18 protein-coding genes are annotated in these 19,893 nt (G+C 39.4%); 3 read left to right on the forward strand and 15 right to left on the reverse strand.

Annotated elements, in window-relative coordinates; translation table 11 throughout:
- Window positions 1-174 precede the first annotated feature (174 nt).
- The 12 genes from J2736_RS07575 to J2736_RS07630 all read right to left on the reverse strand — a co-directional run bounded on the left by J2736_RS07575 (window position 175) and on the right by J2736_RS07630 (window position 12,716).
- Window positions 175-840 carry a cupin domain-containing protein gene (locus J2736_RS07575; RefSeq protein ID WP_310224941.1) on the reverse strand — a complete coding sequence of 222 codons (666 nt, stop codon included), beginning with the start codon at window positions 838-840 and terminating at the stop codon, window positions 175-177.
- 214 nt (window positions 841-1,054) lie between these two features.
- On the reverse strand, window positions 1,055-1,501 hold the full coding sequence (locus tag J2736_RS07580) for a cupin domain-containing protein (RefSeq protein ID WP_310224943.1): 447 nt from the start codon (window positions 1,499-1,501) through the stop codon (window positions 1,055-1,057).
- 56 nt (window positions 1,502-1,557) lie between these two features.
- Window positions 1,558-2,277 (reverse strand): alpha/beta fold hydrolase, encoded by a 720-nt coding sequence (locus tag J2736_RS07585; RefSeq protein WP_310224945.1) that lies wholly within the window; start codon window positions 2,275-2,277, stop codon window positions 1,558-1,560.
- Between the two features lie 1,097 nt (window positions 2,278-3,374).
- The gene (locus J2736_RS07590; protein WP_310224947.1) at window positions 3,375-4,034 is read right to left on the reverse strand and encodes an NAD(P)H-dependent oxidoreductase; all 660 of its coding nucleotides are present in this window, start codon (window positions 4,032-4,034) and stop codon (window positions 3,375-3,377) included.
- A 226-nt stretch (window positions 4,035-4,260) separates the two neighbouring features.
- On the reverse strand, window positions 4,261-5,331 hold the full coding sequence (locus tag J2736_RS07595) for a Ger(x)C family spore germination protein (RefSeq protein ID WP_310224949.1): 1,071 nt from the start codon (window positions 5,329-5,331) through the stop codon (window positions 4,261-4,263).
- Window positions 5,321-6,421, reverse strand: a complete 1,101-nt coding sequence (locus J2736_RS07600; RefSeq protein ID WP_310224951.1) for a GerAB/ArcD/ProY family transporter — start codon at window positions 6,419-6,421, stop codon at window positions 5,321-5,323. Before J2736_RS07600 ends, J2736_RS07595 begins: the two co-directional genes overlap by 11 nt.
- Before the next feature lie 22 nt (window positions 6,422-6,443).
- Window positions 6,444-7,760: a spore germination protein gene (locus J2736_RS07605; RefSeq protein ID WP_310224952.1), complete on the reverse strand. Its 1,317-nt coding sequence runs from the start codon at window positions 7,758-7,760 to the stop codon at window positions 6,444-6,446.
- Window positions 7,761-8,148: 388 nt separating this feature from the next.
- A complete protein-coding gene (locus J2736_RS07610) occupies window positions 8,149-9,144 on the reverse strand; it encodes an oxidoreductase (protein ID WP_310224955.1) in 996 nt (331 codons plus the stop codon).
- 59 nt (window positions 9,145-9,203) lie between these two features.
- On the reverse strand, window positions 9,204-9,926 hold the full coding sequence (locus tag J2736_RS07615) for an alpha/beta fold hydrolase (RefSeq protein WP_310224958.1): 723 nt from the start codon (window positions 9,924-9,926) through the stop codon (window positions 9,204-9,206).
- Window positions 9,927-10,037: 111 nt separating this feature from the next.
- Complete coding sequence (locus J2736_RS07620) at window positions 10,038-10,586, reverse strand: 1,2-dihydroxy-3-keto-5-methylthiopentene dioxygenase (protein WP_310224961.1); 549 nt, start codon at window positions 10,584-10,586, stop codon at window positions 10,038-10,040.
- A gap of 165 nt (window positions 10,587-10,751) precedes the next feature.
- A complete protein-coding gene (locus J2736_RS07625) occupies window positions 10,752-11,411 on the reverse strand; it encodes an NAD(P)H-dependent oxidoreductase (RefSeq protein WP_310224963.1) in 660 nt (219 codons plus the stop codon).
- Between the two features lie 690 nt (window positions 11,412-12,101).
- Window positions 12,102-12,716, reverse strand: a complete 615-nt coding sequence (locus J2736_RS07630) for a flavin reductase family protein (protein WP_310224965.1) — start codon at window positions 12,714-12,716, stop codon at window positions 12,102-12,104.
- Window positions 12,717-13,141: 425 nt separating this feature from the next.
- On the opposite strand from J2736_RS07630, the gene J2736_RS07635 reads away from it, so the two are divergent.
- The 3 genes from J2736_RS07635 to J2736_RS07645 all read left to right on the forward strand — a co-directional run bounded on the left by J2736_RS07635 (window position 13,142) and on the right by J2736_RS07645 (window position 15,563).
- Window positions 13,142-13,489 (forward strand): winged helix-turn-helix transcriptional regulator, encoded by a 348-nt coding sequence (locus tag J2736_RS07635; RefSeq protein ID WP_397340237.1) that lies wholly within the window; start codon window positions 13,142-13,144, stop codon window positions 13,487-13,489.
- A gap of 876 nt (window positions 13,490-14,365) precedes the next feature.
- Window positions 14,366-14,887 carry a nuclear transport factor 2 family protein gene (locus tag J2736_RS07640; RefSeq protein WP_310224969.1) on the forward strand — a complete coding sequence of 174 codons (522 nt, stop codon included), beginning with the start codon at window positions 14,366-14,368 and terminating at the stop codon, window positions 14,885-14,887.
- Window positions 14,888-14,978: 91 nt separating this feature from the next.
- A complete protein-coding gene (locus J2736_RS07645; RefSeq protein WP_310224971.1) occupies window positions 14,979-15,563 on the forward strand; it encodes a nuclear transport factor 2 family protein in 585 nt (194 codons plus the stop codon).
- A 703-nt stretch (window positions 15,564-16,266) separates the two neighbouring features.
- Here the strand turns inward: J2736_RS07645 and J2736_RS07650 are convergent.
- From J2736_RS07650 to J2736_RS07660, 3 genes are all read right to left on the reverse strand, one after another.
- On the reverse strand, window positions 16,267-16,458 hold the full coding sequence (locus tag J2736_RS07650) for a hypothetical protein (RefSeq protein ID WP_310224973.1): 192 nt from the start codon (window positions 16,456-16,458) through the stop codon (window positions 16,267-16,269).
- Window positions 16,459-17,356: 898 nt separating this feature from the next.
- Entirely contained in the window at window positions 17,357-18,100 is a 744-nt protein-coding gene (locus J2736_RS07655; protein ID WP_310224975.1) for a DsbA family oxidoreductase, read from the reverse strand.
- A gap of 242 nt (window positions 18,101-18,342) precedes the next feature.
- A complete protein-coding gene (locus J2736_RS07660) occupies window positions 18,343-19,770 on the reverse strand; it encodes an MFS transporter (RefSeq protein WP_310224977.1) in 1,428 nt (475 codons plus the stop codon).
- Window positions 19,771-19,893: the final 123 nt, after the last annotated feature.

Consider the following 19,893-nt stretch of genomic DNA (forward strand, 5'->3'; position numbering starts at 1 on the left):
TCTACTCTTAGAAAAAGAAGCAGACAACTAAGAACAGATGTCTTAGTTGTCTGCTTCTTTTAATTTTTCTGCCGCATTCTTACTCTTGCCCGTGCTCATGAAATTAAGGATTAACGTAATGCCAGAAGAATAAACGAACCAGTAGGCTTACTCAGATAATTGTATCTCCCATGGCTATCCCTGTTGATTATATCCGTTGCCGATACCGGGGTAGGAAGATTGCCGCGCCCCATATACCGGATAAGAGACTTGCAGATGTTGCTCCACCTGCGGTGGGTAGCTATCAGTTCTCGGCAGACGTTGATTCACGCAATTGGCCGGTGGACCAATCGTAGTCGTACTCTTGATTGGTGCTAACGCCTGTGTCACCAACGCCTGATCTAGACAATACGTGTGGGCGAGCATATCTCTCGGGGCCAGCCTGAGGAAGTCAGAAACTGCGATGAATTCCGGTACTGGTGCGTCGAAGATGGCGAGCAAATGCGTATCGTCTTCCGTAGCCATCTCCCAGTGGAACCACCCCTGGGGAACATTAGTCACCTGACCAGATGTTATATTGTAGTTAAGCACGGTTTTGGTAAACGGATTCAGAATCGACACGACTGCTGCACCTCGAATACAATAAACCAGCTCAGAGGCGTTCTGATGAATATGCGGCTCGATTACATTCGCTTTAGATAAGTAGATGTCGAGCAGAGATACGTTGCCCAGAGTATTGAGTTGCTGAATTCCCAAGGCGTTAATAAAATTGTTCGCATCCTTTGTGAATGTACGATTGTTCTTCAGATCGTAGAAATATTGTACGTTTGGAGAATTGAAATCCATATAGGATACAGCCATAGGCAAGCCTCCCGATTGTTGTTTCATCTTTACTAAGCGTATTCCACTGCATCTATAACCATGACTAATGCATAGCGTAATAGCACGTTTTAATGCTAATAATATGTTTATTGAAAAATTTTCAATTAATTAACGACGAAAAATGCCAGCATAAGACTCACTGACATTTTCCGCTCTTACGGTTTGCTTTGTAAGGTTCTAGATTACCGCTTGATTATTTAACAACCATTGGTGGTCCAATAATCACTGTGTCATTTTCCGAAGCGATTTTAACAATTTCCTCCAGCGAATGACGACCGATTTCAGGGAAGAAGCCGTCGATTCCGCCCGGAGTGAAGATGAACAGAATCCGCCCCATATTAGGTCCTACGTTAGCCCAGGCGTGAGGTACGCCGCGAGGAACCAAGACACTTGTTCCAGGAGTAGCATCAAATTCTTCATCGCCAACTTGGAAACGGAAAGTGCCATCAAGAATCTCAAACGTTTCTTCGCGTTCGTTATGGATATGCTTCGGCGGTCCCATTAGAGACGGTACACGTGCTTCAACGATAGATAGTGCTCCGCCAACTTGATTGCTGTGAAGGCGCACTGCCATCTGCTCACCTGGCATTGTGTCGAACCATACAAGATCCTTAGAATAATTAACAACTGGTTTACTCATGTTTCATTCTCCTTTAATTAATCTCATTTGATATTTCTTTTAGCTACCATCAACAATTAAGCTAGACTCAGTAGATTAACTGACAATTCTTCTGGGTGCGAATAAAATGAAGAATGGTCTGTGTCCATGGTAATGACTTGTTCGCAAGGCATTTTGGCATACATGGCTCTTTGCAGTTTGATTGGAATGGCTTTGTCTCTAAGCCCTTCGATATATACGCGAGGTACTGAACCGAATCTTTCCTCTGTTACTTGGATAGGCGTAACCGATGGGATCAGCGGCTCTTTAACAAGCTTTGATTTAGCATGCTGAAAGTCCTCTCGGGAACAATCGGCATAGAAATGAGAATAGATCGCATCATCATTTAGACCAATGTACATTTGAGCCTCGTCAATGTAAACTGCAGTTGGAGCGTCATCGCCCAGATCAACGATACCGAACGCATCGAACAATGACTGACCATTATCCGGAAGGAACGCGCACAGATAAACAAGCTTCTCGATTTTCTCAGGGAAATACTCAGCTGTCTGGCTTATAACTACCCCTGCCATGCTGTGTCCAACAAGAATGACTTTCTCGGATTCTTTATCCAAAACTGCACTTAGACAGTCCGTATAACTTTTCAAGTTAACTTCGGTAAGCGGCGTATGATCTATGCCGTGCCCAGGTAAGTCAACTGTAATTACCCGATGTCCTGCTTCTTCTAGCATGGGAACTATTCTTTCCCAACACCATGCTCCGTGCCACGATCCATGTACCAAAACAAATGTACTCATCACTATCTCTCCAATTATCCCGGTAAATCCTTTTTATGGATCACCTTTGAAATTTCAAATCTTTGACTAGAACCATACAAATGGCCCCGCAAGGCCATAACTGTGTCCGATTTTTTTTTGCTGTTATCCATCAACGTGAAAAATGCGGTTTCAATGCCGATATGGATATGACGTCACCGACTTCAAGTTCGACTTCCGAAGTAGTAGTTGTTCAGCTTCAATGCTTTCCTTTGTTACCTATCAGCGTTAACGGGATCTGCCTCCTGTTGCCAAATCCATTACTTGCGAAGAGTTGCCGCGAATCGAGAATACGTTCTTGCTGGGGGCTTGAGTATGCATTCTTACGACTATCGCGACTACGGCCTCTGTTTCGTTTTATAATGGTTCGGCAAACTTTTTCGATAAAGTAATAAGCTTTGCTCGATTTCTAAAATAGAATCCTTCACATTTTAACGCAACAGTTGCTAGGCTCGATAACCAAATTACAGCACAGTACTATATGATTGTTGATCATTTATGACTCCTACCAAAAAGTGGTAGAATTTTATTCTATGCCTGCATATATGAACAACCTCTTCTCCGCTAGGATAGTAATTGAAAATTCAATTGCCTCGGTCACAACTATAGCAGGTATTTATTTTTTTCATAAGGAGGCTATTTTTTAATATATGCTTTAGAAAAGTAAAGTCTCGCTCGCTGAGGACCACGTGATTCTTTAATGGCTGCTTGTTCAAGCAAGGTCTGGGTTCCCCCGCGGCAGAGCCGACATACACACCGATTCGACTTCGATTCATTTGTTCAAGCGCTAGACTGGAGTCTGATAATGCTTGCTCTAAGGCTACCAATTCGATTAACCATATGTATGTGATTCATGGCCTAAAAGCTCCACTTGCAGTCAGTTCTTTCGCACCTTCACTTGTTTCCATAAGAAAAAGCACCCCTATAATATACATTGGCATTAACACTTAGAGTGTTTGTCCTATGTCTACTATTTAGGGGTGCACTTCAATAGCAAAAAAAATCGATCTTTAGATGTATGAGTTTGAATACTGGAAGCTTTCTTTCAATCTTGTACTACTTATACTTCTCCGTTACCCTTAGACAAATTTTACGATTTCATTTATTGGGCGTCTTCTTTTAGGGCGTCCTTCCCTTACACGATAGCCGAAAGCCACCATGACACTTAAGCTAAATTCATCATTCCCCAGAAGCCCCCTCTTATGAAGGAGGTCATTCAGCGCATCTAAGTCGAAGCCTTCAATAGGAGATGAATCTACACGGATATGCGCTGCTGCCGTCATCATATTTCCAAGTGCAATGTAAGTTTGTTTAGAGGACCAGTCAAGCAAAGCTCTTTCAGAATCTAAATGCAGGTCATGATAAAACTGTTCGTAAGCAGGTTTCATTTTATTTAATACTTCTAATGGCATCTGCAGGATTTGAGTTTGTTGTTCTATTAAATATGGAGAATCAAATGTTAATCCTTTTCTAGCCAAAATCATAACGAAATGACTCGATGTTGGAAGTTGTCTCATTGCACCAGATACATGTGGAGCTAATTCTTTTCTAAATTCAGGGCTCTGTACAACAAGAAATTTCCATGGCTCATTGCCCCCTGAACTTGGGGATAACCGACCAGCCTCAAGAATAAATTGAAAATCCTCTTCAGAGATTTTTTTCACAGGATCAAATTCTTTTGTAGCATGTCGGTAATTGAAGGTTTCTAACATCTCTAATTTTCTTACTGCTGTATTCATTTTTCTCCCACTTTCTATTATTAATGTTTTTTATATAAACCCAACCCAGATTGCATGACTAATTTTAGGACGGTATGTGAAACTGCAATCACCTTCGAGTCTACTATAGCAGGTATTTGACATCTTCATAAGAAGGCAATTATTTTAAATATGCTTTAGAAAACTAAAGTGATACTTCTAGGATTTATGCACAACGTTGTTCAAACAAAGCCGCGATTTACGCGGCTTAATTACTCGTTACATCCCCGCTATTTTTGATTATGCACCTGAAATTCAGTTCTGTTTCTAAGTTTGGATAATACATTTTACGCCAATTAGGTAGCTGATCTACGGGAATCTTACTTCTAAAATATTGCCCTGTTCCTAATGCATCAGATCCGAGTTTCTTCAAATGATTAAATAGTTCCTCATACTGTTTTTTCAAATCTTTTGAAAAAGCCTCTTCGATCTCCCCCTCATTGAGCGGACCGTTATTTTCTATTAGTTCTAAAGAAATCTGCATATTCACTCGAAGCAAGGGATGTTGATCCCTCCACTCGGCATGTATTTCGTTATTACATTTAATAATAGCTACGCTCGCCTTATTTGTTACTTGAACTACTGTACCTTGAAAAAACTCTTCAAATAAGTTTATTAATAGAGATTGTTCTTTTTGTATCTCACCTTTCATCTGACCTTTTGCCATAACCGCAGATCCCAAAAATTCCAACATAGTCGATTTACCTGAACGCAATAATGGTATGGCGACGTCTTCGGTGTCAGAGTGGATTGAACCGTAGGTTTTCCAAACGTAAGCTAAATTAATTTCTGGACTCCAACCTGCATTCTTATTGAAAAAGTTAACTAACGCACTCTCTTCATTTTTGATAACATTTCCTGTGTGAGTTAGAAATTCTCCTATGTCTTCAGAAGTAATGGCCACAAGCGCTTTTGTGGGTATTTGCTGGCTTCTCATAATAAAGGCTATAGCTTCTTGTATTCCATCCTCAGCAACTTCCCGATCAATCACAATTAATTGCAAGTGAAGAAAATCGATACCTGCTTCAATGTCAGTATCAATTTCGGTAAGTGCTTTACTTATCGTATCTGCTTCTTTGTAATAAACCTTGGAATTGAGCCCCTTTCTTTCCGGTAAAGGAATCTGAATATGGATTCTATATTTATGTAATTTACCGTATGAAATGCCCATGACGATTGGAAGAACCCGATGATTAATGTCCTTGATGTCCCAACAACCAGTAGATAATACAGAGCAGATGATAAGTAGTGCTCCTGCATATAGCTTCTTACGAAACATTCTTGAGACCCTTCTTTCTTCCCTTCCGTTGAATGATTCCACCTCGAATGTAGACTGAAACCGGGATACTTAAATAGATATAGAGTCGGAACCAAATATCATTTGTGTAAATTTTTAGGTATTCATTCCAGTTTGGAATCAACAAAGCTACGACAAATATTAGTAGGCAAAGGACAGGTCTGATATATAATTCTTTCCAAGCTGGCACCATTTTTCGCACTAAAACAGCAGAAGACCAAAGCACAAAGGAGCAGATTAACATGACAAAAGCGAGCAACGCAACGGCATAAAATATAGCTACCCGATTAAATATCGTCCAGGTAATATTAACAGAGTCTATACTTGTTACCAGTGGATAATTCATTAGAGATGCTGCATTGACCCCATATACAAGGATTGGAATGTACACGATAGCCATATACACTACTGTTAAAGGTACCAGCGTAAGCAAAATCGGCTTCATTTGTACTTTGCGCACAGGTGACAGCATGCCCAGTAAGAGAAATGGGCAGATCGAAAATAAAGGTACAAGAAACTTTCCATGCTTCATAAAGTCAAAGCTTGTATTCAAAAAAGGGAATATGTTTTCAAACCTTGAATTAATTTTGCAACCCGCTAATGCGAAGAAAAGAGCTGGTAAATGTATGAGAGATAGTAAAGTGCTCGCCCTCAAAATGCCGCGTGCTCCGATGGATGATCCGAGATAAATAATCAGGCAAAGTAATATCAATATGGCATATAACGGGGATCTGAGGACGAAAACAATTATCATAAGTTCAGCAAAGCCCCGAATTCCCATTATCCCAATAAGTAGTAAATACAAAATGAGCGGCAGTAAAAGCACTGTGCTTATCCATCTACCGAGTGGTAGAAATAAATCTGCATAATCCAAATCTCCTGCTTTGTTTAATCCTTTTAACAATAAGACCAGAAGGACTAACTCAATCAGCATAATGAGTAGAGTTGGTTCCCAATGCCCAAACTTCGTTGTATGTAACATCGCTCTAGGAAATAACAAAAATATAATACTGCAATGAGCTCCGAAGAAAAATAAGGGGATGGTTAAAATAGAATTCAAGCGGAAGATCAACTGTGTCACTCCTTTCCAAATACTAGGATTGCCCTATTTTCTTAGAATTCAAGAAACTCAGAAAGGGAACACTGAATCGTTCAATTCCGCAAAAATAGAAACAAATAGCTATAAAACCACCGAATAGGCCGAAAAGGCCAAACATTGCCGAAAGCACGATAATACCAATTCTCATTATTCGAATGGTTAATGAATTAAAGTAATTCGGAAAGGCAAAGCTGGCTGTTCCAGACACAGATGCGATGATAATAACAAGATTGCTTACAAGCTTCGCATCGACAATGGCTGTTCCAAGTATAATGCCGCCGCTAACGGTTACGGATGCAGCGATGACTTTGGGTAACCGCTGTGTGGCTTCAATAATGATCTCGCTAACAGTCATCAAAAACAGCATCTCTAGAAATGTAGGCAGCGGAATACCGATTCGGCTGCTTGCAACAGAAAGTGCAAGTTCGATTCGAAGTGCTTCAGGATTCACGGAGACCAGAGCTACATAAAATCCAGGTGCCAGCAGAGCTATTACTAAGCTCAATAACCGAATACACCTTACACCGAGCATAAGGAGTATAGGTAGTTGTTTATCCCATTCCAACGCAATAAAATCACTAAATATGATTGGTAGCACATAAGCAACCGGGTCTCCTTCAATCATTAGAAGTACTCTACCGCTCATCATGGACGAAATCGCTTGCATTGGAACTTCTGTTCTAAAAAAAGGTGGAAAAAAATTAAAACGATTACAACCGAGTATTTTAATCAGGTCTTGTCCGCTCTGCAGATCCTTGCCTGATGCTTCCTGTAAAAGACTTCTGATTTGATGTAAAAGTTCTTTATCCACTTGCTTGGAATGGTAGATTAAAGATGCCTTTTTCGTTGCTTTTCCATGGAAAGTATAGCCTTCGGCGACTAAGAACTGCGCTTTTATCGCATTGCGCAAGAGTCCGATGTTGGTAGTTAATGATTCTACAAATGCAATCCCTGAGGAAAATGGCATGAATTCGTTCTCTGGCTTCTCAATTTCTCTAGTTAGAGTGAGGAGCTTTCCTTGAAAACTGAATGCTCTTTCGCCTTGCGAATCTAATACAACTACCTTGCCATTATGGAGCTCATTCATCTCTTCTGAGTACAATTCCTTACCCATTAATCGGTTACAAATGTCATTAAAGGAATCTGAAGAAATGATTCCGGAATTCCAAATAAAATCGATAGTATCCTGACAGCTCACAATGGATTCAAAATAAACTAGCCACAAACAATCAGAAGCAAGTTGTAGCGACTTAACTTTCAAATCACAATTCGATTCAGCTTCTCTAAGTAGTGAATGCAATAAACTATCCAATGGCTTAAGCTCCTAACAAGCAGTTTTTGCAGGATATATGTATCAATTCATAATGCAACTACAGCCAAACCTAGATCAAATAGGAAGTCGCCAATATACATGTCTCAGGCAAATATTCTAAAAATGTACCCTAAATATCTGATTTCATAAATTTACATTTTGTATTCTATCCTATTCTGAATGGGATATTCAGAAAAACTCTGTACGAGAATATGAGGGTATATGCCCTCATTTTTTTAAACATGCTTTAGAAAAGTAAAGACTCATCCCAGAAACATACAAACATACAAGTAGAGCGCTCACCATTTTGGTTAGCGCTCTACTTGTTTACCATCAATTCAATGAACATTAGACAGACTTACGTGCGAGTACCAATTTCGATGACCACTTATTCAGGAAATTTTACACCAGTTAATTTTTCACTAAGCTGCCAAAGTTGCTCAGCATAAACAGGATTAACTGCCCAGGGCTTTACTCCTGGTCCTGGCGGATTATCTGAAGGTACTGCCTGTGCAATATCTACATTCTCGCAATAGACCCCCCCCATGCCTTCTAGCTGTTTGTTTACAGCACACCAGACGATTGTTGCTGCACCTTCTGGAATTGTTTTCAACTCATCGTTATACACACTAAACCCCCGTTGCCCGTGTTCGTCAAGTGCTCCCATTGCACGCATCTCATCATCCGACAGATTACGCGACAAATCAGTTACAATAGATCCGGGATGCACAGAAAAAGCACGAATGCCATAGTTTTCACCTCGTTTATCTAACTCAACTGCAAATAATGCATTTGCTGTCTTTGATTGTCCATACGCAATCCATTTGTCGTATTCACGATTTTCAAAATTCGGATCGCTAAAGTCAATTCCGCTAATCATATGACCACGTGAGGAGACAGATACAACTCTAGCCCCCTCTGCTTTGACTAAAGCAGGCCAAAGTTTAGCTGTTAATTGAAAATGCCCCAAATGGTTAATAGCAAACTGGGATTCGTACCCACGTTTATCACGTGAAAGTGGTGATGCCATAATTCCAGCACTATCAACTAGAATATGCAAAGGGCGATTAGAATTAAGGAACCGCTCAGCAAAAGCATCGATTGAAGTCGGATCTAAAAGATCCAATGATTCTAATTCAACCCCAGAGATAGCGGAAACTGAAGCAAGAGCCTTCTCTGGTGTACGTGCAGGAACAATGACGGTTGCACCAGCTTCTGCAAGTATACGTGTTGTCTCCAAACCTAGACCTGAGTAACCGCCGGTTACAATGGCCACTTTTCCGCTTAAATCTTCTCCTTGTAAAGCCTCTATCGCCATCGTTCTAGGACCGAATCCTGAATGAATAGGTGTTTGTATCGTTATATCGTTATTATTTTTTTTCATCTGTATCTTCCTCCGTGGTATTTATTATTTCACATATCCCAAGCTGTTCACCAGCACGTCTAAAATGTTAAATGTATTAAATGAGAACTCAATTCCCCCGGGTGTGAAAAGAATGGTGAGTGGTCTGAGTCCATGGTAATAACCTGATTGCAATGTGACACGGTATACATATCTCTTTGTAAGCCAATAGAAATAGCTTTATCCCTTAAAGTCTCTATATAGACACGAGGTATCATGCCAAATCTTGCGGCTGTGAGATTCACTGGGGTAAAAAATGGTGCCAGCGGCTCGAGACAAAGTTTTTCCTTTGCTTTAATTACTTCTTCTTCGGAGCAATCGCCATAAAAGGATTCCTTTATCAGTTCGTCTTTAATATCCATAAACGTTTGATCCTCACTTATGATAACAATTGAAGGAGATTCTTTATCTTTTTTCTCATTTTGAGAAATTTGAAGCAATGTCTGACCATTTTCCGGAAGATAAGCACATAAATAAACGAGTTTCTCAATTTTTTCGGGAAGGTACTCGGCTGTCTGACTAATGACAAGCCCTGCCATACTGTGCCCTACCAAGATGACTTTCTCAGACTCCTTTTCCAGAATAGCGTTTAGGTGGTCTGTATAACTTTTTAAGTTAACTTCGGCAAGCGGCGTATGATCTTGACCATGCCCAGGTAAGTCTAAAGCAATCACACGATGTCCTGCTTCTTCCAGCATGAGAACGATTCTTTCCCAGCACCATGCTCCATGCCACGATCCATGTACCAAAACAAATGTACTCATTTACTATCTCTCCTATTTTTCTGATCATTCCACTGATTACCAGTGAATTTCAATTCATTAAATGTGTCCATCTAGCTGTCTCAAAGGCTACTAAATGCGATTGTGCTGCAATTAGGCATTATCCTTCACAAAATCAGGATCGTTGTAAGGAGAGGCTACCCAGCCTTCCGTCTCGATGAAGAGGCGAACCGCTACGATTTGGCGGTTGTCCATTAGCGTGAAGAAATGTGGCTTCGATTCCGGAACGGAGATGACGTCGCCTGCCTCAAGCTCGACGTCGAAGTAGCCGGTATCATCCGTGCCTTTGATAATAAAGATTCCTTTACCCGCTGTGATGGCGCGAATTTCATCTTCAGAATGCGTGTGCACTGCTTCGAATTTTTGCAAAAGCTCTTCCAAGTTTGGCGTCACTTCGGACAAGGTAATAACGTCCCAGATTTTGTAGCCGCGTCGTACGGCCAGATCTTTAATCTCGGAATCGTATGTCGCAAGAATTTGCTGCTTCTCTTCGTCACTCAGCACGTATTTCTCTTTAAGTTCTTCTGAGAGTTTATCCGAATCCCAGTGCTCATATAGGATTTCCTGCTTATTCAGAAATTCTTGTACTTGAACTTCAGCTTCAATGCGTTTGTTTGTATTACGAATTCGAATTTGTGCCACGAGTATGCCTTCCTTCTTCTACAAATTTAACCAAGACTTTGGTCTGATATCTTTAGTCAGTATTTAGTATAGTTGCAAAAATAGTACCTGTAGTATACTCCATGTCGAAATTACGCCATGCCCCAGACAATTCAAGAATGGTTCATGCTCGTTTTACGTTACACTTCAAACAAATTTTACGATATCATTAATCGGACGTCTTCTCTTAGGGCGCGCTTCCCGCACACGATAACCAAAAGCCACCATGACACTTAAGCTAAATTCATCATTTTCCAAAAGCCCTTTCTTTTGAAGGAGGTCATTCACCGCATCTAATTCAAAGCCTTCAATCGGACATGAATCAACGCCGATATGCGCTGCTGCCGTCATCATATTTCCAAGTGCAAGGTAAGTTTGTTTAGAAGACCAGTCCAGCAATGCTCTCTCAGAATCTAAATGCAAGTCATTATAAAACTGTTCGTACGCAGGTCTCATTTTATTTAGAACATCCAAAGGCATCTGCAAGATTTGCGTTTGTTGTTCTATTAGATAAGGGGAATCAAAAGTGAGACCTTTCCGTGCCAATATCAAAACAAAATGACTCGCTGTAGGAAGTTGTCGTATTGCACCAGACACATGCGGAGCTAATTCATTCCTAAATTCCGGGCTTTGTGCAACAAGAAATCTCCATGGTTCATTGCCCCCTGAGCTTGGGGATAATCGACCAGTTTCTAGAATAAATTGGAAATCATCCTCGGATATTTTATTCTTAGGGTCGAATTCTTTTGTTGCATGTCGGTAATTGAAGGTTTCTAACATCTCTAGTTTTCTAACTGTTGTATCCATTTTTCTTCCCACTTTCTAATCAATGTTTGAGATATAATTTTGAGCTCGGAGATGGCATATTACCCTTCGATTAAAAACACACCGAGTTCCCTCCAACTCATTTGTACTGATTTCATCACGTAATTAATAGGTATCAATCACAGGCTTATCTTCAACATTCAAACCGATTTACGGCAGGGTCAAATTATCCAAGAAAGGTACAGTTTTTCAAATACATGTCATACAGTAGCAGATGGTGAGCGATAAATTTAAATAACGCTTCAATCGGCTCGGAGTAACTATAGCAGGTATTCACTTTTCTCATAAGAAGGCACTTTTTTTAAATATGCTTTAGAAAAATAAAGTTATGTAACCTATTTTATTTGAGCAATTTTTCATACACCCATAAAGTTGATCAAACTCCTGCTATTGAAGGTATTTCTGGACCATTTGAGGCAATACACGGCACCGGGATAAGCTGGATTCATCAGCTGAAGGGGTAGGCGGCATTAGGCAAGGCCAGCCATGATCTCGTCAGGTATTTTACTTGCCTTTGATCCCAACCTATAACGGTGTTGTGATTCCCTCTAAGTTCATTATCATCTGAAATTACAAAAACGGAGCCGCGCAAGTGACGGCTCCGTTTTTTAATTAATTATGGAATATTACACAGCACAAGTAAAACATCGCTCATCAGAGGATTCGAATTACTTATTTAGGACCAAATACAGGCGCTAACCTAGATGAACTCAACTGCTCGCTTAGACCAAAATATTCACAAAAGTTCATGATCATCGGCTTCCACTGTACCGGATTGATATAATCTGGATGACCTATTACCTGCAGTTGCTCGTGGATATGAACTCGGACTATGCGCACCTCGAGGGAAACCAAAGAACTTGGTTGCTCAAACGGTTGTACAGCTTGCAGCACCGCTTCCAACTGAACTGGACATTCGAGAACTCGTGGAGCCTGGACTTGATGCGAAGGTATTGACGTTAATCCGGAAATGCCGAACTTATCTCCTTCATACCTATACCCGCGTTGTGCCTTAGTTTCGGGCACAGGATTGCTGCCTGTCAGCAGCGTTAATTGTTCCACAGCGGGAATAAGATCCGTTGATGGCAAATTCAGTACGCATTCTTTTGTGCGGATCAGGTTTTGGACAGTTTGGGACTTACTGCTCATCCCTAACATACAAGACTGGTTTAACCACCAGGCTGATGACATCGGAGCCAGATTAGAGGTACCATCCCCGTTAATAGTGCTGATCAGTACTACCGTTGTGCCGAAATACATAATTTTAGGTTCAATCTCAATGTGCATAGATCATCACTCTCCTTGACGATTCTTTCTATGTAAAAGCCAGTAGCACAAAACAACAATGGCACCAGAACCTAATTGTAACAAAAAGGGTTAACTAAATTAAGATGGTTCGAAGATGACAGCAAGATTTCAAAAGGAATTACTTCCAGGTAATCTGAACACTTATCCATCCAGAGGCTGTTAATGCTTGCTCCGATGCTACCAAAGCGAATTGGCAAAAACGATCTATCTTTCGATTCATGGCGTTCAATGATGTCAAAAAACGCAGAACATTTGTAGTGGAGCATTATAACAATCTCAACGTTATGAATCTTTATTGGATAATATATCCAGTGACTTATCTAACTAAGTTTAATATAGTTTATTTTTGACCATTACTTTAGTTTTTAGGCTAACATTATAAAAAAGAATGCGAGATGATTAATATGGAGTGTTTAAAGGTTGAGAATAATTGTGTTGCTTCTATTTCTCAAGTTTTACAATTCCTCTCTGGAAAATGGACCTTTCTAGTGATAACTGAGCTCTTAAAAGAACCTCAGCGCTTTAATCAATTACGACGAAATTTAGATAACGTAAATACAAAGGGTTTGACAGATACATTACGTAATTTAGAACAACACGAAATGATAAAGCGCAAAGTGTTTCCCACTGTACCCGTGACAGTCGAGTATTCGATTACTGAAAAAGGAAAAGCCTTTTCGGAAGTGTTTAATGAAATCAATCGTTGGAAAACTGAATGGGATTCACCTACTCAACAATCATCTTCTTTATAAAAGATTGTATCCGTTAGTTATTTAGATGGGGCTCTGTTCGAGAGGAATCCCATCCAGATTCGGTTCAAGGTCAAACTGCTGCTTTCTAGACACAAATTACACCCCTAAACGTTTGTCTGGATTGCTTCGTAACCCTTATGTCAATCTATTACCCCTCGTTTTCAGGAAAAGTTAAACTTTCATAGCATAGATGCTTATCGCATGATTTTTAACAATTAAATCAAACTAAGCATTTATCCGCGTTGATCTGAAACCGTTTACTACGATAAGGATCTCTATCGATGCATTCAACCCCCTCGTTATTGTACACATTTCACTTTTTCCATAATTCACATCACCCATGAATTTTTGCTTATACAAACCATTTTTTTCCACACAGCAGGCACAAAGTTTAAACACTTTCAGGTTTCTCCTCAATATGTCTTCCGACCGTTGGCTTTTTTATTCTTTCACACTAGTATGAATCCAGTTCCTTAATTGTTGTACACGCGAGTACAAAAGTTATACCTATCACATTGGTGCTGTTGCGCTTATGTCCACGAATGTCGAAAAATTATAATGTTATACTGCTTACTTTTTATTAGGCAGTAATCAATTCAGAATAGAAAAGAGAAATTTGTTCAATTTAATAACTATGCTGACTTTAATTTTCTAAAGTATATATAAAAAAATAGCCTCCTTATGAAAAAAAAGAATACCTGCTATAGTTGTCTCCGAGGCCATTGAGGCTTCACTCACCACTTTTAGAGAAGAGGTTATTCATATGTAGACAGAATGCCTATTAACGTCCTTGATATTTCTTCATGATGACCAGCGTTTGAATCAAAATACATGGTTATAGATTCCAAACTAAAATTAGAAGGAGATTGACATATTATGACCAACACGAAAAATAACGAACAAGAAATTATTATCAATAGACTTATTCAGCTAGAACAAAGATCGCAACAATTGGAGGATATCGAAGAGATAAAAAAACTAAAAGCACGATTTTTCCGTTTTATTGATGAGAAAAATTGGACAGAATTTGGGAATCTTTTTACGCCAGATGCCACACTTATTTCCCAAGGCCAAGATTTTTCTACTGGCGGTGGACAAGCTTACGGAAAAATGATCGGAGATCTTGTCGGAAGAGCACCTACGGTCCACCACGGACATATGCCTGAAATTGAGATGATCGACAAAGATAATGCCACGGGTATTTGGGCTATGGAAGATTTATTGACATTCCCTGATGCTAAGGATGCATATCCGGGGCATGACGGTTATGGCCAGTATCGTGAAATGTATAGAAAAGAGAATGGTACTTGGAAAATTAGCAGCACTGTATTAACACGATTCCGTATGGATCCACTTATGAACTGGGATACGAGTACGGACCCTGTAACTGGCAAATAATCTGGCTACTTAATAATTGGCAGGCCGTTTAACGAAAAACAAAAAAAAAGGACGTGAGCACCATATGTTTAAGAACAAAAGACTATTAATTTTGAGTGTAGCAATTCTGGCAGTGATTGTTACGGGATGCACGAAACAAAATAATCAGACACAGCAAAATGCGCAGACACAAGCAGTGAAAATCGCAGAAGTTGAAGCAACAACATATCAACGTTTGGATGATATCGAGCAAATCAAACAGCTAAAAGCCCGTTATTTCCGTTTTGTTGATGAGAAAAAATGGACAGAATTCGGAGATATTTTTACGACAGATGCCAAAATTGTATCAGAAGGTGTGGATTATTCCAAAGGTGGCGGAGCAGCTTACGGGAAAATGATTGGTGATCTTGTGGGTAAAGCGCCTACCGTTCACCATGGATATATGCCTGAGATTGAAATAATCGACAAGGACCACGCCAAAGGTGTCTGGGCGATGGAAGATTTGCTGACCTTTCCTGACGCCAAGGACGCATATCCGGGGCATCACGGGTACGGCCAATACCATGAGACGTATACAAAAGTGAACGGTGTCTGGAAGATCAGCAGCACAGAACTAACACGCTTCCGTATGGATCCTCTTAAAAACTGGGATCCAAATACGGACCCTGTAACTGGACAGCCTGTCACCAGTAAGTAATTCATTAGATTCAATAGATAAGAAATCAACAAAGAAACCCCTTGGACGCTCAAATAGAGCTCCCAAGGGGTTTCTTTCAGGAGTGAAATTTGAAATTGATTCATTAGCTTTATTTACTTATTTTTAGTTTCCCTATGCTGGTAATAGATTTCTTTCATTTTAGTATGGTGTTCATTCAAATAACCATCTTATTACATATATCTGATCGATGTCACTAAAACGAAACATTCTTCAGTGACCACTATCAGAAAAATAAGATATAAAAATTCAATGAATTAGTATCTCTTATTAAAATTTGACAAGTACAAGAATGTAAAGCTTCTGCTCAACCATATAGAATATGCCCCATGTGCCTTAACAAAACGCTTCCTCCACGTATCATTGTTATTCACTTTATACATTATGATAGATAGCCAAGTGACCATCAACAGAGTCCGCGCGGGCATAACAAGAGCTCACCGTTAAGAATTATGCAGATTCCAACTTTCTTTTCTTTCGGTAGTCAACTAATAACACATAACCCATATAAAACGGAGTATTAGAGATGAATCCAACTGTAATGTCGCGGGTTGAGCAAAATAACAAACTTTCATCCTAAAATTTCAAATCTATAATTAAATTCTTTCACGGCTTGTATCTTCATTATCTATAATCTTTTTTATCTAGTTTTGATATCGAATTAATTTTCATAAGATTTCTTCTCTTAAGATTCTAACGTTGCTTCCATCCCAACATATTGACAATTACCGCGACTACATTTCCCAATGACGATGGCTGCTTTATTTGTCAGTTTAAATCGACCAATATTAAATTCCAACGGTCCCTCTTTCAATTCTATGTAACCAACTGGCTCAACAACACCCGCCATGCAAACCGGACAATTGCTGTTAATCATTTAATCTTCATTCCTCTCTATTTTTAAATATCAATTCATCTCTTCTATGTATTTAAACCTCATGGGTGTGTCAACTATAGCAGGTATTTTTATTTTTCATAAGAAGGCAATTTTTTTTAATATGCTTTAGAAAAGTAAAGTTAATTTCCGAATGTAACAAATAGAGCAATGACCATAATGGTTATCACTCTACATGTTAAATGAAAATAAACTATTAGACTGGCAAAATATAAGTATTTGACCAGGAAAATAAAGTTGCGCATCTTAGCTACTTGGGAGATGAACCATTGTATTCAAACCAATCCTTAAGAAGCGTTGTCGAGAGGTCTTTGTCGAGGGAGAAAAAGTGAGTCGTGTTCATACGGCTTGGCAACTTATTGGTTCAGTTTTGATATTTGAGTATTCGTCCAAAAATCCATCCCTCAAGCAATATTTATATTTGCTTATATCAGTCTGTAGAGGAGTGTAACGAAGCTTGTGATGAACCTTTTGAAGTGAACAAACGAAAATTCATTAAGCGGAAACTCGTTCGTTTAAATGATATCAGCGGCGGTCTAAGACTCTATTTTTCAAGTCCTCGTCCGCCGCTGTTTATTTTAATGGATCAGTATAAAACTCAATTCCCAAATGCTGACTACTCTACAAATTTACCTCGTCAAATCAATGACTCCAGACTACATCTTTAGAGCTTGAGTGTAATAACACTATGACGATTTAAACAGATAACTTAAAACCAATCAGATTTTCACTAAGCAGCAAGAGTTTCTCAGCCTATTCCATATTAACTGTTACTTTGTTATTGTCATTCTTTATTGCGTATCGTCCTCCATTTTTTATGAATTAGGTTTAATCAATTAAGTAATATTTCTTGAGTGTATTGGCATTTTCTTAGAAAACATTAACGATCATTAGACTCATTTGAGCTTTTAAGCGGAACTTCGCATGTTCCATCTTCACAAAGAGAAGCTTTAGGATCAACAGAAGATGATTTAAATGAAATAATTGGGTTTTCCTCCCTCCAAGCTTGCTGTAGCGCTTCTGCGAATACATCTACTGGTTGAGCTCCAGAGATAGCATATTTGTCATTGATTACAAAATAGGGAACGCCGCGTATCCCTGCTCGTTTTGCTGTCAACTCATCGGCCCTTACTTCATCACGGAATCGATCGCTTGCCAACATCGCTGCCGTATCATCCGCATCCAAACCTGATTGTACAGCAAGACTAACTAAGATATTCAGGTCATCCAAGTACAAAGAATCAGTAAAGTATGCCTGATACAGCCTTTCCATCACATTATCACCTTTACCAAATTGCATGGCATATTGAAGTAAGCGGTGAGCGTTAAATGTATTGGTGGGCTTAGCTGTATCATAGTTAAATTTGAGCCCATCCTGTTCAGCACGCATTGAAATATCATCCTGTAATGCCTTCATATGTTCACGAGTCGATCCCTGTTTAGCAGCGGCAATGCCAGTAATATCGTCAGAAGGATCCACCTGTATATGCGGATTCAGTTCAAAGCTTCGATAAACGATTTGCACTTCCTCTGGATGAGAAAGTTTTTCTATTCCTGCTTCTAGACGACGTTTACCTATATAACAAAACGGACATATCATATCTGTCCAAACTTCTACTTTCATACTCACATTCTCCTTTTTGTTCCAAGATTATTGTTGAGGGGGAGATAATCTGCCAAAGCTAGTAATAATCAATGAAAGTAAAACTCGATGTAGGAAGCTGACGCACTAAAGCATGTGAATCTTTTCTAGGATCGTTTCCCGCGAACAGCTCCCTGCATCAATGTCATAATCTTTATATTAAGAATGTTCTAGAGAATATTTCTATAATGCGTGCTAGCATTTTGAATCAGTCCCCACTACTTTTAAACATGCATTTCTAACGGAACGGAACCAGTTTCCTTACTTTTTTTCCCACCACTTATGAAAGCAAGGATCAACGCAACAATGGCGAAGTAACCACTAACGTTTAATGCCGTGTGGAAACCCGATAATATTGCTGTGTTTGCTGGTTGATTATGTGCAGAGGCGGTAACCGTAGTCGCAATAGTTGCAAGAATAGATAATCCCAAGCTCCCACCCAATTGCAAAAACGTATTAACAATACCGCCAGCAATCCCGTGTTCCTCAGGTTTAACATCCTGAACGGAACCGACAATAACTGCTGTATAAGACGCGCCAATTGACAAACCAAGAATGATAAATGCAGGAAGAATAAATGTTGAGTAATTTTTATCCATATCCATATTACTTAACCAGAACATTCCTAGTGCATTAATGATTTGAGTGACGATTAGAACTTTTCTCGCACTGAATTTACGCATGAAAAAAGGCGTAATTTGCGTTACGATGATGGAAGTCAGGCCCAGCGGCATAAATGCCAAACCAATAGTTAATGACGAGTAGCCTAGTTGGTGGAAGTACAAAGTCGAGAAATAGTTGAAGCCCGTCGTATAAGAAAACATCAAAAATCCGATAATATTAGACGTAACAAGGGAACGAAACCTAAACAGACGAAGTGGCATTAACGGATTTTTAGCATATTTTTCGATCATTATAAAAACAATTAAAACCAAAATACCAATAATAAATATGGCAATCTTTGTAGGTGACCAGTTTCCGTCAACATCTGGCATTGAAATGGCATAGACTAGAGCAAAAATACCTGCAAGTACCGAGATCAATCCGAAAATATCAACGGACTTTTTTTCCACCTTATTCAATGGACTTACTTTAACGAATAACAATCCGAGGATTAGTATGATTGCAAGTGGGACATTCAAAAAGAACAGCGATCTCCATCCCGCAGAGTCCGTTAGCAAACCTCCAACAATAGATCCTGATGCTGCTCCCGCGGACCCTAAAGCACCGAATATACCAAATGCTTTATTGCGTTGAGGACCAGCCGTGAAACTATTACTTATAAGTGACATAGCCGCTGGAATTGAAAAGGCTGCTCCAATCCCCTGTACTGCTCTGCTGGCAATCAACCAGATTGGATTCAGTGCTAAAGCTCCTGCCAAAGAAGCTAACGCGAAGACCGTTAAACCGATCAATAACACGCGTTTCCTTCCGAGTATATCGCTGGCTCTTCCTCCAATCATCAGGAAAGTAGCAAAAGTAAGCACATACGAAGTTACGATCCATTGCAAATCGTTAGCCTGCATGTGAAGAGCCGTCTGAATGGAAGGCAGTGCGACTACGACAGTCGAACTGTTCATTACTTCAATAAACTGGGTTAATGAAACAATAATAAGCAAAATCATATTTGCTTTTGAAATTTTATCACTCACTTTATTTTCACTCCTATCTAAAATAATTAATATTAAAATTAGAGTCCTTAAGCCTCTATTATATTTTCAAATATTTTCCATTATTTTTTTACTATAAAACAATTAAATTCAAACATTACAGAT

This window comes from Paenibacillus qinlingensis, assembly GCF_031455095.1.
Classification (GTDB): domain Bacteria; phylum Bacillota; class Bacilli; order Paenibacillales; family NBRC-103111; genus Paenibacillus_E; species Paenibacillus_E qinlingensis_A.

Excerpts from the sequence above, each read along its gene's own strand:
- J2736_RS07625 (WP_310224963.1), bottom strand. The coding sequence starts at position 11,411 with ATGGATACAACAGTTAGAAAACTAGAGATGTTAGAAACCTTCAATTAC.
- J2736_RS07575 (WP_310224941.1), bottom strand. The coding sequence starts at position 840 with ATGGCTGTATCCTATATGGATTTCAATTCTCCAAACGTACAATATTTC.
- J2736_RS07610 (WP_310224955.1), bottom strand. The coding sequence starts at position 9,144 with ATGAAAAAAAATAATAACGATATAACGATACAAACACCTATTCATTCA.
- J2736_RS07650 (WP_310224973.1), bottom strand. The coding sequence starts at position 16,458 with ATGATTAACAGCAATTGTCCGGTTTGCATGGCGGGTGTTGTTGAGCCA.
- J2736_RS07630 (WP_310224965.1), bottom strand. The coding sequence starts at position 12,716 with ATGCACATTGAGATTGAACCTAAAATTATGTATTTCGGCACAACGGTA.
- J2736_RS07635 (WP_397340237.1), top strand. The coding sequence starts at position 13,142 with ATGGAGTGTTTAAAGGTTGAGAATAATTGTGTTGCTTCTATTTCTCAA.
- J2736_RS07655 (WP_310224975.1), bottom strand. The coding sequence starts at position 18,100 with ATGAAAGTAGAAGTTTGGACAGATATGATATGTCCGTTTTGTTATATA.
- J2736_RS07585 (WP_310224945.1), bottom strand. The coding sequence starts at position 2,277 with ATGAGTACATTTGTTTTGGTACATGGATCGTGGCACGGAGCATGGTGT.
- J2736_RS07595 (WP_310224949.1), bottom strand. The coding sequence starts at position 5,331 with ATGTTTCGTAAGAAGCTATATGCAGGAGCACTACTTATCATCTGCTCT.
- J2736_RS07615 (WP_310224958.1), bottom strand. The coding sequence starts at position 9,926 with ATGAGTACATTTGTTTTGGTACATGGATCGTGGCATGGAGCATGGTGC.
- J2736_RS07590 (WP_310224947.1), bottom strand. The coding sequence starts at position 4,034 with ATGAATACAGCAGTAAGAAAATTAGAGATGTTAGAAACCTTCAATTAC.
- J2736_RS07640 (WP_310224969.1), top strand. The coding sequence starts at position 14,366 with ATGACCAACACGAAAAATAACGAACAAGAAATTATTATCAATAGACTT.
- J2736_RS07580 (WP_310224943.1), bottom strand. The coding sequence starts at position 1,501 with ATGAGTAAACCAGTTGTTAATTATTCTAAGGATCTTGTATGGTTCGAC.